The 14,598-nt window shown below is 36.3% G+C and carries 16 protein-coding genes; 11 read left to right on the top strand and 5 right to left on the bottom strand.

Annotated elements, in window-relative coordinates; translation table 11 throughout:
• Positions 1-76 precede the first annotated feature (76 nt).
• The 6 genes from ACOMA8_RS12970 (at position 77) to ACOMA8_RS12995 (ending at position 5,816) form a co-directional block, all read left to right on the top strand.
• Positions 77-1,483 (top strand): cryptochrome/photolyase family protein, encoded by a 1,407-nt coding sequence (locus ACOMA8_RS12970; RefSeq protein WP_137614762.1) that lies wholly within the window; start codon positions 77-79, stop codon positions 1,481-1,483.
• A 125-nt stretch (positions 1,484-1,608) separates the two neighbouring features.
• The gene (locus ACOMA8_RS12975; protein WP_421371272.1) at positions 1,609-2,205 is read left to right on the top strand and encodes a TetR/AcrR family transcriptional regulator; all 597 of its coding nucleotides are present in this window, start codon (positions 1,609-1,611) and stop codon (positions 2,203-2,205) included.
• Positions 2,206-2,222: 17 nt separating this feature from the next.
• Complete coding sequence (locus tag ACOMA8_RS12980) at positions 2,223-3,287, top strand: ABC transporter permease (RefSeq protein ID WP_349735605.1); 1,065 nt, start codon at positions 2,223-2,225, stop codon at positions 3,285-3,287.
• A gap of 12 nt (positions 3,288-3,299) precedes the next feature.
• Positions 3,300-3,989: an ABC transporter ATP-binding protein gene (locus ACOMA8_RS12985; protein ID WP_173104004.1), complete on the top strand. Its 690-nt coding sequence runs from the start codon at positions 3,300-3,302 to the stop codon at positions 3,987-3,989.
• A 6-nt stretch (positions 3,990-3,995) separates the two neighbouring features.
• Positions 3,996-4,406: a DUF2871 domain-containing protein gene (locus ACOMA8_RS12990; RefSeq protein WP_421371275.1), complete on the top strand. Its 411-nt coding sequence runs from the start codon at positions 3,996-3,998 to the stop codon at positions 4,404-4,406.
• 279 nt (positions 4,407-4,685) lie between these two features.
• Positions 4,686-5,816, top strand: coding sequence for an IS110 family RNA-guided transposase (locus ACOMA8_RS12995; protein WP_311816615.1), 1,131 nt, complete (start codon positions 4,686-4,688; stop codon positions 5,814-5,816).
• Between the two features lie 175 nt (positions 5,817-5,991).
• On the opposite strand, the gene ACOMA8_RS13000 is transcribed toward ACOMA8_RS12995, so the two are convergent.
• A complete protein-coding gene (locus tag ACOMA8_RS13000; RefSeq protein WP_349735608.1) occupies positions 5,992-7,308 on the bottom strand; it encodes an ISL3 family transposase in 1,317 nt (438 codons plus the stop codon).
• A gap of 242 nt (positions 7,309-7,550) precedes the next feature.
• Here ACOMA8_RS13000 and ACOMA8_RS13005 point away from each other — a divergent pair, with 242 nt between their 5' ends.
• From ACOMA8_RS13005 to ACOMA8_RS13025, 5 genes are read left to right on the top strand one after another with little or no spacing between them, the layout of a single operon-like run.
• Complete coding sequence (locus ACOMA8_RS13005; RefSeq protein ID WP_137614767.1) at positions 7,551-7,958, top strand: DUF2177 family protein; 408 nt, start codon at positions 7,551-7,553, stop codon at positions 7,956-7,958.
• Positions 7,959-7,963: 5 nt separating this feature from the next.
• Positions 7,964-9,745, top strand: coding sequence for a DAK2 domain-containing protein (locus ACOMA8_RS13010; protein WP_137614768.1), 1,782 nt, complete (start codon positions 7,964-7,966; stop codon positions 9,743-9,745).
• On the top strand, positions 9,742-10,515 hold the full coding sequence (locus tag ACOMA8_RS13015) for a DUF1295 domain-containing protein (RefSeq protein WP_197745903.1): 774 nt from the start codon (positions 9,742-9,744) through the stop codon (positions 10,513-10,515). The genes ACOMA8_RS13010 and ACOMA8_RS13015 overlap by 4 nt, the downstream gene beginning before the upstream one ends.
• 38 nt (positions 10,516-10,553) lie before the next feature.
• Positions 10,554-11,621: an ABC transporter permease gene (locus ACOMA8_RS13020; RefSeq protein WP_173104002.1), complete on the top strand. Its 1,068-nt coding sequence runs from the start codon at positions 10,554-10,556 to the stop codon at positions 11,619-11,621.
• A gap of 11 nt (positions 11,622-11,632) precedes the next feature.
• Positions 11,633-12,289, top strand: coding sequence for an ABC transporter ATP-binding protein (locus tag ACOMA8_RS13025; RefSeq protein ID WP_349735611.1), 657 nt, complete (start codon positions 11,633-11,635; stop codon positions 12,287-12,289).
• Here the strand turns inward: ACOMA8_RS13025 and ACOMA8_RS13030 are convergent.
• The 4 genes from ACOMA8_RS13030 to ACOMA8_RS13045 form a co-directional block, all read right to left on the bottom strand.
• Entirely contained in the window at positions 12,286-12,579 is a 294-nt protein-coding gene (locus ACOMA8_RS13030; RefSeq protein WP_349735613.1) for a hypothetical protein, read from the bottom strand. The two genes, ACOMA8_RS13025 and ACOMA8_RS13030, sit on opposite strands and share 4 nt — an antisense overlap.
• Positions 12,580-12,884: 305 nt before the next feature.
• Entirely contained in the window at positions 12,885-13,061 is a 177-nt protein-coding gene (locus ACOMA8_RS13035) for a hypothetical protein (protein ID WP_170178040.1), read from the bottom strand.
• A gap of 115 nt (positions 13,062-13,176) precedes the next feature.
• Entirely contained in the window at positions 13,177-13,623 is a 447-nt protein-coding gene (locus ACOMA8_RS13040) for a hypothetical protein (RefSeq protein WP_137614772.1), read from the bottom strand.
• Between the two features lie 139 nt (positions 13,624-13,762).
• Positions 13,763-14,422, bottom strand: coding sequence for a helix-turn-helix domain-containing protein (locus ACOMA8_RS13045; protein WP_137614773.1), 660 nt, complete (start codon positions 14,420-14,422; stop codon positions 13,763-13,765).
• Positions 14,423-14,598 lie beyond the last annotated feature (176 nt).

Consider the following 14,598-nt stretch of genomic DNA (forward strand, 5'->3'; position numbering starts at 1 on the left):
TGTTTGTTATGTATAATAATGCCATAATTTTTTTAAATCACGTATACTAGATAAAAACAAGTGGGAGGAAATGACGATGACTTCAGTAATGTGGTTTCGTAAAGATTTACGACTTTCAGATAATAAAGCACTAGCAAAAGCTTGTGAGGAATCAGAGGAATTGATTTTATTTTTTCAATTAAATCCAGAACAATTTATCGAAGGCAGTCCTAACCATCAGGCCTTTTTTTCAAGTGTAGCGTATCTAAAAAAACAAATCGATCAACATCGCCACTTGCATGTTCATTTTGGAAATCCTAAAGATTCATTTAAAGAACTATTGAAGGCTGTGCCAGAAATTACAGATATTTATTTTAATACTGATGAAACGGGATATGGTGCTACTCGTGATCAAGAAATGCGTACTTTTTTTAAAGAACAAAAGATCCAAGTCCACGAATTTATGGATGGGTATCTGCATGGAGCAAGAGAAATTACACGAAATGGTAACTATTACAAAGTCTATACACCGTACTATAAAAAATGGATCGAGCAAGTGAAGGAAAGTCCAATCGAAGTGAATTTAAGCAAAACGACAGTAAAAAGTCAGCTGATTTTTGAAAAAGAAGAAGCGCGATTCAAGACGTTTTGTGAGCAATTACCTGTGCTTGACGATCAGCCTTTAGGTGAAGCCTATGCAATAGAACGACTGAAGAAATTTGTCAAAGAAGATCTTAAAGTATATGATCAAAAGCGCGATATTCCTGAAGCAGATCAAACCAGTCGCTTGTCTCGTCACTTGCGTACCGGTGAAATTTCGATTCGTACAGTTTGGCAAGCAGTTCAAAAGGCACCGAATTCGACCGGTAAAACGACATTCGAAAAAGAATTGTGCTGGCGTGATTTTTACCACATGATCTACGTAGCTTTTCCAAAACAAAAAGAAGAAAGTATCCAAGAAAATTATCGATATGTCGAATGGGAAAATAAACGAGCTGACTTTAAAAAATGGCAAGCTGGTCAAACGGGGTTTCCAATCGTGGATGCGGCGATGCATCAGTTGAATGAAACCGGCTGGATGCACAATCGTTTGCGGATGATCACAGCTTCTTTTTTAACTAAGGATCTTTTAATCGATTGGCGCTGGGGTGAAAAGTATTTTCAGCAGATGCTAGTTGACTATGATCCGGCAAGCAATATTGGCGGCTGGCAATGGGCGGCTTCGACAGGTACCGATGCAGTTCCTTATTTTCGAATTTTCAATCCGACTACGCAATCCGAAAAATTTGATCCAAAAGGAGACTTTATTCGAACGTTTGTACCAGAGTTAAAAGCAATACCAAATAAATTTATCCATCAACCTGAAAAAATGACCGAAGCACAACAAAAAGAATATGGGATTCAGTTAGGTGAAACGTATCCGTTGCCGATAGTGGACCATAAAGAACAACGTAAAAGAGCACTTGCAAAGTATGAATTTAGTAAAGAAAGAGCACAAGAATAGTATTGCGAAAGGACTTACAGTACTGTAAGTCTTTTCTTTTTGTTTAATTCTTGACTTCAAAAAATAGTTCGATTAGAATAATAAATAAGAAGTGACGAAATGTCACTTTTGAAGGAGCGAGTAAAATGCCAACACAAACTTTTTATAATTTAGCCGATGAAAAACGTATGTTGATTGAAGGAAGCTTAATCGATTTGTTCAATGAATTCCATATTAGTCAAGTCAAAGTAGCGCAAGTCGTAGAAACGACTGGAATCTCACGAGCAGCGTTTTATAAATACTTTGTCAATCTAGAGGATGCTCATCGGTATATTGTCCAAAAATTTGCCAATCAGATCCATCATGATATTTTAGATGCAGTCATGGCGACACCAGAAGACATATTCTTTGGTTTGAAAGAATATTTGATAACCAGTCTGACGCTCGATCGTTTGAGCCAAGAATTCAAAGGATTACACTTATTGCTTAAAGGAGAGACGACGACTTTATATAAGCGCACAACAGTCGACGAGAGTAAACACTTCATCGGTCAGTTGATGCGTTTATTAAAACAAAACCAATTTAACATCGAGACGAAAGAAGAAGCACATGCGTTTTTATTCTTTTTAATGGATCTGGTGACAGATTCCATCACTTCAGCGCTCGTCAATGAATGGACTGAAGATGAACTAGTAGCTGATTTTGATTTTCGAACACAATGGTTAATTAAAGGCTTAAGATAAAATTGGAGCGATAAATGATGTTTTTAGCTTTAAACGAAATTCGACATTCAAAACTACGATATAGTTTAGTGATCGGTGTGATGTTTCTGATTGCTTACTTGGTCTTCTTTTTAACAGGCCTATCTTATGGGTTAGCGCAAGAATTTCAAATGTCGATTGATAAATGGCAAGCCGATAATGTTATTTTAACAAGTGTTTCAAATGATAATTTAAATATGTCGATGATTACGCAAAAAGAATTCGATGCTATTAAAGCAAGTGATAAAGCAGGCTTAGTTCAAAAACCAGGTATTTTGGTCAAAGGTAATGATCAAGATGATAAGGTAAACGTTACGTTTTTTGGAATCGACAAAGAGCAGTTTATTGCGCCAAATATTATTGAAGGGAAAATGTTTAGCGAAAAGAATGAAGCAGTGGCCGATGAAAGTGTGAAAAAACAATATAACATCAAACTGGGGGATACAGTCAGTGTAGCTGGGACAGATGAAAAAGTAAAAATCGTTGGATTTACAGATAAAGCAAGTTACTCTGCCTCACCTGTTCTTTATGTATCGTATGCCACAACGACCGATTTAGGTGGTGCACCCACTAAAAATAACGAACAAATATATAATGCAGTTGTGACCAGAGGGACTGTCAAAGATCTACCAAAAGGTTTAGAAAAATTAACGATCGCAACATTTATTAATAAACTGCCAGGATACAACGCACAAGTATTAACATTTAGCTTTATGATTGGCTTTTTAGTCGTGATTGCTGCTGTCGTGATTGGGATTTTCGTGTATGTACTTACGATGCAAAAAATCAATATCTTTGGTGTGATGAAAGCTCAAGGGCTCTCAAGTGCCTATATCGCACGCTCCGTAATTGCCCAAACGTTCTTTTTAGCTGTCGTAGGAGTCGTTGTCGGGTTGCTTGCAACACTAGGTTCTGCATTGTTATTGCCTCAAGCCGTACCATTCCAAGTGAATACGATGTTCTTTGTAGGTATTAGTGTCTTGATGGTGGTCATTGCGATCTTAGGTGCCGTGTTCTCAGTACGCACGATCGTGAAAATCGACCCGTTGAAAGCCATTGGATAAGGAGGAGATTAGATGAAAGCTATTGAATTAAAAAATGTAACCAAATATTTTAAAGACGGCGACGAAACGATCGAAGCCTTGAAACCCACTGATTTTTCGGTTGAAAAAGGCGAGTTTGTTGCAATCATCGGTCCTTCTGGTTCGGGAAAAAGTACCTTTTTAACGATCACTGGAGGCTTGCAATCACCTTCTGAAGGAGAAGTATTGATCAACGGACAACCATTTAGTGATAAAAAAGAAAAGGAACGTGCTAAATTACGATTTGATGAAATTGGTTTTATCTTACAAGCATCAAATCTCGTTCCATTTTTGACGGTCAAACAACAAATGAAGCTTGTGGATAAAGTGACACGGGCAAAATCTAAAATCGATGTTGAACAGTTATTCGAACAATTAGGCGTAGCAAAATTAAAAAATAAATATCCAGAAGAATTATCTGGAGGAGAGCGTCAACGAATCGCGATTATCCGAGCGCTTTACAATGATCCAACGATTATTTTAGCCGATGAACCAACTGCGAGTTTAGATACAGAGAAATCGTATGAAGTGGTTAAAATTTTAGCAAAAGAAACAAAAGAAAAAAATAAAGCAACGATTATGGTTACACATGATATTCGTTTAGTTGATTTTTGTGATAAAGTATACGTGATGAAAGATGGCGTATTGACACAAAAAGATCATGTAAAAGCCGAGGAAGTTTAGGGGGAAATGATGAAAAAACTAGTCAGAGTAAGTATGTCGTATATGATCATTGGATTATTATTTGGGGTTTATTATAGAGAATTGACTAAATGGTTTGATTTTAGTGGGAAAACACAACTAAGTACCCTACACACACATACGTTAGTCTTGGGGATGTTTTTCTTCTTGATTGTGTTATTATTAGAAAAAAATTTCCATATTACAGCACATAAATGGTACAAGCGATTTTATATCACGTACAATATCGGTTTGGGAATCACCTTATTACTTATGTTGATCCACGGAACAATGACCGTGATGGGGATTGAAAGTTCAGCAGCGATCTCAGGTATTGCCGGTCAAGGACATATTATCATGACGATCGGGTTAGGTTTTTTCTTTGCTATATTATTTGGTTCAGTAGAAGAGCATGCGTAGAGCATGTTCTTTTTTTGTCATAAAGGTTCTTTGTCAAACGCACATGAATTCGCAAACTCATTCACCCTGAAGAATGAAAGATAGAATTGTAGTATAATTATGGTGGAAAGGAAAAAAGCCGCCACCATTTTGGAAAAGAATGTTATGCCGATTGTCAAACTGGCTTGCTTTATTTCTCGAGAACCCTGAAATATTGCCAATGAGCATGTGTATAAAAATTTGATTTTATATGAAATAAAGCACTCCTTTCCGAAAATTATGTGAAAGGAGTGTCTTTTTATGGAAATTATTTACGAATGCTGTGCTGGATTAGATATTCATCAAAATAATGTTGTTGCTTGTATTTTACAAGGGCCGCTTACTTCTACCAGACCAAAAAAACATCTACAAAAATTTGATACGACCACCAAAGGATTATTAGCCCTGCATGAATGGCTAACGGATTTTAATTGTGAAATTGTCGCTATGGAAAGTACAGGTATTTATTGGAAACCGATTTGGCACATTCTTCAAGGGAATTTCAACTTAATTCTGGCTAATCCGTATAAAATTAAAAATATTCCTGGTCAAAAAACGGATAAAAAAGATGCAAGTTGGATCGCTAAATTGCTGCGAGTAGATTTGATTCCTAAAAGTTTTGTTCCAGAGGAACCCATACAAGATTTGCGTGAACTAACACGGCTAAGAAAAATGTGGATCGAATCTAGAAATCGGGAAAAGAATCGTGCACACAAAGTTTTGCAGACTGCCGGTATTAAAATAACTTCCTACATGACAGATGTATTCGGATTGTCTGGAAGAAATTTATTAAATCTACTGATTAATGAAGAAGATATTACTGCGGAAAAAGTTGAAGCGGTTGTTTACACTTCTTTAAAATTTAAAGTGCCGGAACTACTGGAAGGACTTACTGGCTTTTTCAGAAATCATCACAAGTTTTTATTGGCGCAAATTTTAGATGTTATTGATATGTATAACAGTAAGATTGATGAATTAGAAACCAAAATAGCTGAATATTTACTTCCTTACCAACAACAGGTTGACAATTTATTAACGATCCCAGGAATTAGTATGGATTCAGCTGCTGTAATTATCTCTGAGTTTGGCATCAATATGAATCAGTTTTCTTCTGCAGAAAGATTAGCCTCATGGGTTGGCCTTTGTCCTGGAAACAACGAAAGCGCTGGGAAAAGACGCTCTACGAGAATTTCAAAGGGAAATACTTATGCAAAGAGGATTTTATGCCAATGTGCCTATTCAGCTTGTAAATCTAAACATCAGAGATTCAAAAATTATTATCAAAGAATCTGTAGAAATCGAGGCTGTAAGCGTGCAACAGTGGCAGTTGCGCATCTTATTACCAGAATGATTTACTATATGCTTATGAGAAATGAAGTCTATCACGAATAGGAACTATTGCTCTTTGAAAATTTTAGACTCTAATTTTTTACAGGGAGGGTAGTTTTTTTTCGTTTTTTTCTTATTTATTTCATACATAAGTGCGGTGAAGCTTTCGTATAAAAATGGTGTTGTTTTGATCAAATCGCACTTTAGGAAATGCTTCGGCATTTCCTTTTTTGCGTTATTAAATGATTTCACAGATATTTTGTTGGATGAGAATACACATCCGAAGGTGACGGAAAGTCCGAAATCCAAAAGCTATTCTTTTGATTACTTTGATAAGATTGTTCTTTCCTTCTAGTTTTCCGTTTGAATAAGGATATTTTAAGGAGTTTGTGATGGCTTCTTCGTGCTTTCTCAGGTAACGAATCGCTTTTTTAAACCCATCGTTCAAGGAATGTGGTAATGATTCAATCAAGTCAAAGAACTCGGTGAAATCTTTTGCATCAAAAGCAGCCAACAGTTCTTGATAGACCTCATAGCTTTGCCGTAGTTGGTCGTCTATAGAAAGCAGGTAATCTAACACCTCAGATTCTGTTAAGTATCTTCTTTGAAAAAGAGGAAACTGCTTGAAGGAGGTGTAGTTTATCTTTGAATTTTTCTTCAAAATTGTTCGCCAATACTTTTTCAATTTTCGGTAGTCTTTTTGAGCTTGTGGATCGCTTTTCTTCAGCGGATTCATTGTCTGAATCCGTTGTTTATTAAAGGCGCGTGTCATTTGTTGGATGATATGAAATCGATCAATGGAGATTCGGGCGTTTGGAAAGACTTCTTTGGTCATCGCATCGTAAGAGGCGTTCATATCCATTACAATATGTGTGACCTGTTTTCTTGCTTTTAAGGTAAACCGCTGAAAGTATGCTCGTAATTTAAAGTTTCGTCGATCATCTAGGATATCAAAGATTTTACCAGTATCTGCATCACTGACAATAAAGCACATCGCTCCTTCACAATCGCTAGTTCCTTTAAATTCATCAATCAGAAGATGCTTAGGAAGGTAAGTTAGCTTTTTACGAGGCTCTTCAAAGAAACTATCTAAGACCCGCTCAACGGTTTTTGTGGAAACGAAGTATCGTTTGGCGATATCTTGCATTGAAATCTTTTTCTTCAAATCCACAGCTATTGCAAATTTTAAAGCTTGTGAGATGTAACAATTCTCCGCTACATAATAGGTTTTGGCAGAAAACGTATGGTGACACTGGGTACAACGAAAACGCTGTTTATATAGATGAAGGTAAGTAGGTACTTCTTGATAAGGAATCAATTGGATCCAACTATCTTGGTAGGCATGACGAATAATTGAATCAAAGCCACAATATTCACAACGATTCACTTCTCCAGTTAATAAGCCGGTAAATACATTGGCCATCCGGCCATGAACAATCTCTTTACTAATCGCGTCTTTAGAGAAAGTAATGTGAGAATCCTTGATATTCAGGATTTGTTTGATTGATTTACTTGTATTTTCATCAGTACATTTGATATTCTTAGCTATGGACATTTGGTTATCCTCCTATGATTGGGTTTGGCGATTTAATTATAGGGCAACCAAATGTCTTTTTGTTATAAAAAAATATTTGGTGTCCTTACTCGGTTGAGAGTAACAACACAAAATATCATAGAACCTAAAAGTAACGTGTTATTTAATTAGTAGAAAAAAGCGCTTGAATTTGAGCGAAAATCTAGGCATGAAAATGGAGATATGCTACACTTTGCTTATCAAGTGATAAGGGGGAGAAAGGCATGTCACAATTTTTCAAATTATTTTTAACAAGTGCGATTGTCTTTTTGATTTTTGACTTATTTTGGTTGTTGGTGGTATCGAAAAAAATGTATCAACATTTTATTGGACAACTAATGGGAGAAGTAAAATTGGCTCCAGCAGTGATTTTTTATGTGCTTTATGTGATAGGTGTTGTCTTTTTCGTATTATTACCAGGAGTCGAAAAACAGAGTATTCTTTATACAATCGGTGCGGGAGCATTATTTGGGTTGATTTGTTACGCAACGTACGATTTGACAAATTTAGCCACGCTTAAAGATTGGCCAGTGAAGATGACGATTATCGACCTTGCTTGGGGGACTGGTGTAACCGCTGTGACGTCGGCAATTGTTTATATGATCCAAGCGAATTTTTTTAAGGGAATGTGAATGAAATGAAAGAATCAGAAGGAACCAAGTTACTCGAAGGTTTTTTGAATGGGGCTAAAGAAGTTGTCAATCAAAAACAAGAATTGAATCGAATCAATGTATTTCCTGTAGCTGATGGAGATACTGGGAGTAACTTGGCTGCTTTGATGCAAACGATCTTAGACCAAGTTTCCATACAAACAAACAGCATCAAAGATGGATTGAACCAATTATCAGAAGCGGCAATGATGGGTGCTAGAGGAAATTCGGGTATGATCTTTGCTCAATATTTTTATGGGTTAAGTACTAGCTATGATGATGCACTCGTAGCAGAAAAAGCACTTGTTTATGCAGCACAAGAAGCGTCAAAAAAAGCATATCAAGCTGTCTTGGAACCAAAAGAAGGTACGATTTTATCAGTTATGCATGTGTGGTCAGAACATCTCGTTGAGCAGATCGAACACGGAAATACCCTGATTGAGGCGTTGACGGTTGCAAAAAGACAGACTAAAGCAGCGTTGGAACAGACACAGTTCCAAATGGCTGTATTGAAAAAGAATAAATTAGTCGATGCAGGTGCAAAAGGATTTTATTATTTTATTGCCGGTCTAACCGAATATTTTTGTAATGGGGATGTCTCTCACTATGAAAAGATGCAAGTAGATCAACAGGAAGCAATCGAAGAACATTTTCTAAGCGAGGCACCTAGATATCGTTATTGTTCAGAATTTTTAGTCAAACAGTTGACGATAGAATTTGACACATTTAAAGCACAACTGGCACACTATGGTGATTCTTTGGTTTTGATTGGTGATCAAACACAAGTAAAGATACATATCCACACTAGTGAACCTGCACGATTGATGTCTTATTTAGTATCTAATGGTCAAGTGACGTATCAAAAAGTCGACGATATGCAATTGCAATATCAAATTGGACAAAACGCAAAAGCAAAAATTGCGATTGTAACCGATTCGATCGCAGACTTACCAAAAGATTTTAGCTTGGAACATCAAGTACATGTGTTACCGATGAATCTTTTACTAGATGAAGAAACATTTTTAGACAAATTGACTATCGAACCAGATTATTTACAGCAACGACTAAAAATAGCTAAAAGTATGAGTACTGCGCAACCGAATATAAAAACGGTCGATACCTTGCTTTCGTTTTTAGAAGGGAAATATGATCATGTATTGGTTATCAGTGTAGCGGCTAAATTAAGTGGAACGTATCAATTGATCACCCAACGCATAAAAGAAAAACAGCTCTCTTCTAACTGGATTCAAGTAATCGATTCGAAGCTCAATTCGATTGCCCAAGGATTACTTGTCAAACGAGCCGTAGAGTTAGTTGAGGCAGATAAATCATTTGAAACAGTCGTGAATGAATTGCAGTCCTTGCGTGAACGTATTTTTATATATGTAGCAGTAGCGGATTTAGATCCGATGATTCAATCTGGCAGAATTCCCCAATTCTTAGGAAAAATCGCTCAAAAAGCCTCTGTTCATCCAATCGTCAGTCTAAATGAAGAAGGCGATGGCAAGTTGATTGGCGCTTCTTTGAGTCAAAAACAAAGTTTGAAAAAAATCACAAAAAAGGTCAGCGGATTTGCTAACAAACAGCGTTTAGAAGCAGTTTATGTCACACATGTGTTTAATGAACAAGCAGCACTTGATTGGAAAACGAGCTTAAACGCACGAGCGATACCAGTCGATGCGATCGTAGAAAGCTCAGCAGCGATTGCGATCAGTGCGGGACAATCAAGTTTAGCGATTGCCGGGGTATTAAAGGAGGAAGAAAAATGATGTATGGGATTGTTGCATTTGCATTACTCATCTATTTTATTTGTTGGTTTATTATTTCAAAAGGTAAACGCAAGTATTCGTTAGTCGATATTGCTTGGGGTGGGGGGTTCGTTGTAGTAGCCTGGGTCGGTTTGATTGCTACAGATTTGATTACATTACAACAATTAGCCATTTTAGTACTCGTGACATTATGGGGTGGAAGATTATTTACCCATCTTGCTCGTCGCAATTGGAACAAGCCAGAAGACTATCGCTATGTGAACATGCGTAAACGCTGGGGGACAAAATATGTCGATATCAAAGCGTTCTTAAATGTATTCGTCTTGCAAGGCGTATTATTATTTATTATTGCGCTACCGATCACGTATACATTTGCTAACCCAAATGAATCCATGATGTGGTGGCAATGGCTTGGCGTTTTGATTTGGTTGATTGGCTTTATTTTTGAAGTTGGCGGCGATCGTCAATTAGAACAGTTCAAAAAAAATCCACAGAATAAAGGCAAATTACTAACAAGTGGTTTTTGGTCGGTAACACGTCATCCAAATTACTTTGGTGAAGCCGTTTGTTGGTGGGGTGTATTTTTAGTTGCGCTGACAAGTTGGTCGACATTATGGCTGATTTTAAGTCCAATCTGTATTACATTGTTGTTATTATTTGTTTCAGGAGTTCCATTATTAGAAAAGAAATACCATTATCGTCAAGACTTTAAAGAATATGCAGCACATACTGCAAAATTCTTTCCAATTATTGGGAAAAAAGGGCTATAAGTTTAGCCTTTTTTTTCTACCAAAAAGGGGGAAAATCGATGTTTTTAGCATTAAATGAAATCAAACATTCTAAATTACGTTACACATTAGTCATTGGTGTGATGTTTTTAATTGCCTATCTGGTCTTTTTTTTGACAGGATTAGCTTACGGATTAGCCCAAGAAAATCGAATGGGAATCGATAAATGGCAAGCAGATAATATTTTATTATCCAGTGAAGCCAATGATAATTTGAATATGTCGATGATCGATCCTAAAGATTTTGATAAGGTTGATGTCAAAGACAAGGCTGAATTGTCACAACTTTCTGGTATCGTCTATCGTGAAGGGGATAAATCAGAAAAAGAAAATGTCAGTTTCTTTGGAATCAATCCAGATCAGTTTATTACTCCAGAAGTTACAGAAGGAAAATTATTTACAAAAGATAATGAGGTCGTTGCCGATGAAAGTTTAAAAATCAATGCAGGGTATAAAATCGGCGATACGATCATCTTAGCAACAAATGAAGAAGAATTAACTATCACAGGATTTACAAAAAATGCAAAATTTAATGTGGCACCAATCCTGTACACAACGCTAGATACGGTCCACAAACTAAAATACGGTGAACGTGCGCAAATGCAACCGATGAAATTAAATGCCATTGTGACAAAAGGGAAACTAACGGATGTACCAAGTAGTTTACAACGTTTAACGATTTCAACATTTATCAATAAACTTCCGGGATATAATGCCCAAGTGTTGACTTTTGGTTTTATGATCGGCTTTTTAGTCGTCATCGCTGCAGTAGTTATTGGGATCTTCATCTATGTTTTAACGATGCAAAAAACGGCGATTTTTGGTGTGATGAAAGCCCAAGGAATCTCTAGTAGTTACATTGCCCGCTCTGTTATTGCCCAAACGTTCTTTTTAGCGGTTGTGGGTGTTGGGATCGGGTTGCTTGCTACGATCGGCTCAGGACTTGTATTGCCAGAAGCGGTACCGTTTCAAAGTAATGCGTTATTTTTTGCCGCAGTCAGTATTATGATGGTTGTCGTTGCAATCATTGGAGCCTTTTTCTCAGTTCGTACTATTGTCAAAATCGATCCATTAAAAGCCATTAGTTAGGAGGAAAATAGATGAGCGCGATAGAAATGAAACACGTGACCAAGCAATTTCAGGATGGTGATGAGACGATTCATGCGTTAAAAGAAACGAATTTTTCAGTAGATAAAGGAGAATTTGTAGCTATTATTGGACCATCGGGATCTGGAAAAAGTACATTTTTAACCATTATCGGAGGCTTACAGAGTCCAACTTCAGGTGAAGTTTTGATCAACGGCCAACCATTTAGTCAGAAAAAAGAAAAACAACGAGCGGCTTTACGTTTTAAAGAAATCGGCTTTATTTTACAAGCATCAAATTTTGTTCCATTTTTGACCGTCAAAGATCAATTGAAATTAGTCGATAAAGTCACGAAACAAAAAGCACGGTCAGTTGGAACAGAATTATTTACTCAACTAGGCGTCGAAAAATTAGTTTCAAAATATCCAGAAGAGCTTTCAGGAGGAGAACGTCAACGAATCGCTATCATCCGTGCTTTATATCATGATCCTACGATTATTTTAGCTGATGAGCCCACTGCAAGTTTAGATACGGAAAAAGCCTATGAAGTGGTCAAAATTTTAGCAAAAGAAACGAAAGAAAAACAAAAAGCGACGATCATGGTCACGCATGACCTCCGTTTAGTCGACTATTGTGATAAAGTATATATAATGAAAGAAATAGCTTTTTAGTTATTAATAATAAATTTATTATCGTTAGAAGTTTCATCTTTAGAAAAGTTTGGACCAATTTTTCGTCTAATAATCTTTGCTTTTCCGGTACCAACAACCTTTCCGTCTTTAACAGTCTTCATTGTTAACTCATCTTGAAAAAATGAACTATTAGGAGAATTATTCGAGGACCGCTTCGGATCATCCATGGAAAGATTCTTCTTTAAAGTAGTTTGATTGTAGATTATGCTTAAAGACAAAATTAGGGAGACGGTAAGAATAGAAAAAACAGTTACTTTCTTTTTTTTCATAGTAGGTACCCCCTATTTCATTGGCGTGGATAATAGAGCTGAAGATTGCTTGTACATTGTGCCTGAGTAGTATCCAGTGTTTCGATATTGTTTGTAAATTTTCAATCTTCCTGCATAATGATCGTAAATCCATTTTCCTTTAAGTCCGTCGTAGTAGTTTTTTACGTCAGCTGTTACATTGATATAGGTAGGCATTGGTTTTAGTGGATCTGCTCCCCAGTCAATATAAGTATACGAACTTACATAGTATGATGAGGGATTAGATCGTAATCTAGAATCTGGTTCTGGTAGTAAAGTATTATCAATCAAAGTGTCACTGTTACTCTGATTTTATCTGGTGAATCCGTTGATCCGTTAGAATCAACAGTAAAATTACCAGTTAGACCTGAAATATCTGAATTTTCAGCAGCAGAGGCTACAATTTGTCCAGTCCCGCAGAGAAGACAAGTCATAGCTAAAATACCAATAATTACTTTTTTCATGACAAAATACTTTCAGAATGTTTTTACTATTTGAAATTTTGCTATAATTTTTTGTGGTCAATTTCACTAGATAGTACTAGAAACTTCATGTTAAACTTTTAAAATCTTGTATATTTTATCGTATTCTTGGAATCTTACCAGCATAATGGCAATTATATCCGCCGTGAGTCCCTCCGCTTTGAACAGATTTTAATGGAATATTTCCTGCATATAACCATATCTTACCAGACATATTTTTTGAAACCTCACGATATACTTGGGATGGGTAATTCGAAGTGTAGTACGTGATAGTAGTAGAGGTTGATAAATAATATCCTCCAACTGCTCTCGTAAGATTTCCGTCAGGTTGTTCGATAATTTGATTGACTACAAAGTCGACACCTTCAGTACCAACATAATCTTTCAATACTAGGAAGCTTCCATCAGATAATTCAATTCTTGTATCTGTAGAACTAACTGAATCACTTTCTTCTGTCGCAGCAGAAACAATTAGCGGGGTGTAAATCCCACTACCAACGAATAAGCTCAAAGCAAGTACTGAACCAAACATAATTTTTTTCATAGCAATTCTCCATTCATTTAAGAGGACTCAATGCTAATACTGCGTGAGTAACTTAGCAACTTTTTGCTTGATATGTTTTGTAACTAAGGCTGATTTTATTCTGCTACATACTGTAGCAACCTTGATATAGCAAGGTTGCTTAGTCGATACTCCAAATCTTATTTTGTTCAAAATCATCGAATGTTTTGTTTGGCGAACCAAACTCTCCATTAACAACCACTATATTTTTCAATCTGTTTAGCTCATTATTGCTGTGTTCTGAAAGATTAATTTCTATGTTTTCTGATTGCTTTTTATTGCCCTTTTCGAAATTAGCTAATAATGAAATATATAAAGTATCATTTTCAATTGCTTCAGTATAACCCTGATATTTGAGACCTTGAGGAACATCAAAGGATAGCTCAATTTGCTCTGTATTGGTTAATTCGTCTGGGATACTAGCTGCGGTTACTATGTTGGGAGACATGTAGGTTATCTTTTGCTCTTTGTATCTTTGACCTGCTAGAAAAGAGATAGGAATGCAAATGATTAATACTAGTGCGATTATCCATTTTAAATTTCTACCCTTCCTAATATTTTTGCTTAAATCTTTTGTCATGGTGTTGTCCTCCCTTAATAAAGTATCAAGAGAAATTTCGAAAAGATCGCTTAGTCGAACAAGAGATTCTAAGTCTGGGTAAGTTCGCCCTACTTCCCAACTTGAAATTGTAGACCTAGAAACTTGTAGTTGAGAAGCAACATAGTCTTGTGTCCATTTCCGTTGTATTCTTGCTTCTTTTAGCTTAACTCCAATCTTCATGTAAAATCCCTCCTGAACTTTATTATCACTGGATGAACATTATAATCCTAGCGCTGAAATTAAGAATTCATCATATAATGTGCGACAAATCTACACAAATGATTTTTTCTTTATTATTATGACATTTTGTTCCGATTAGATAGTTCTTCTGCTTACTATAACTCTATCCTAGATGA

This window comes from Enterococcus infantis, from assembly GCF_049166715.1.
GTDB lineage: Bacteria > Bacillota > Bacilli > Lactobacillales > Enterococcaceae > Enterococcus_C > Enterococcus_C leclercqii.

Excerpts from the sequence above, each read along its gene's own strand:
- ACOMA8_RS12970 (WP_137614762.1), top strand. The coding sequence starts at position 77 with ATGACTTCAGTAATGTGGTTTCGTAAAGATTTACGACTTTCAGATAAT.
- ACOMA8_RS12975 (WP_421371272.1), top strand. The coding sequence starts at position 1,609 with ATGCCAACACAAACTTTTTATAATTTAGCCGATGAAAAACGTATGTTG.
- ACOMA8_RS12980 (WP_349735605.1), top strand. The coding sequence starts at position 2,223 with ATGTTTTTAGCTTTAAACGAAATTCGACATTCAAAACTACGATATAGT.
- ACOMA8_RS12985 (WP_173104004.1), top strand. The coding sequence starts at position 3,300 with ATGAAAGCTATTGAATTAAAAAATGTAACCAAATATTTTAAAGACGGC.
- ACOMA8_RS12990 (WP_421371275.1), top strand. The coding sequence starts at position 3,996 with ATGATGAAAAAACTAGTCAGAGTAAGTATGTCGTATATGATCATTGGA.
- ACOMA8_RS12995 (WP_311816615.1), top strand. The coding sequence starts at position 4,686 with ATGGAAATTATTTACGAATGCTGTGCTGGATTAGATATTCATCAAAAT.
- ACOMA8_RS13000 (WP_349735608.1), bottom strand. The coding sequence starts at position 7,308 with ATGTCCATAGCTAAGAATATCAAATGTACTGATGAAAATACAAGTAAA.
- ACOMA8_RS13005 (WP_137614767.1), top strand. The coding sequence starts at position 7,551 with ATGTCACAATTTTTCAAATTATTTTTAACAAGTGCGATTGTCTTTTTG.
- ACOMA8_RS13010 (WP_137614768.1), top strand. The coding sequence starts at position 7,964 with ATGAAAGAATCAGAAGGAACCAAGTTACTCGAAGGTTTTTTGAATGGG.
- ACOMA8_RS13015 (WP_197745903.1), top strand. The coding sequence starts at position 9,742 with ATGATGTATGGGATTGTTGCATTTGCATTACTCATCTATTTTATTTGT.
- ACOMA8_RS13020 (WP_173104002.1), top strand. The coding sequence starts at position 10,554 with ATGTTTTTAGCATTAAATGAAATCAAACATTCTAAATTACGTTACACA.
- ACOMA8_RS13025 (WP_349735611.1), top strand. The coding sequence starts at position 11,633 with ATGAGCGCGATAGAAATGAAACACGTGACCAAGCAATTTCAGGATGGT.
- ACOMA8_RS13030 (WP_349735613.1), bottom strand. The coding sequence starts at position 12,579 with ATGAAAAAAAAGAAAGTAACTGTTTTTTCTATTCTTACCGTCTCCCTA.
- ACOMA8_RS13035 (WP_170178040.1), bottom strand. The coding sequence starts at position 13,061 with ATGAAAAAAGTAATTATTGGTATTTTAGCTATGACTTGTCTTCTCTGC.
- ACOMA8_RS13040 (WP_137614772.1), bottom strand. The coding sequence starts at position 13,623 with ATGAAAAAAATTATGTTTGGTTCAGTACTTGCTTTGAGCTTATTCGTT.
- ACOMA8_RS13045 (WP_137614773.1), bottom strand. The coding sequence starts at position 14,422 with ATGAAGATTGGAGTTAAGCTAAAAGAAGCAAGAATACAACGGAAATGG.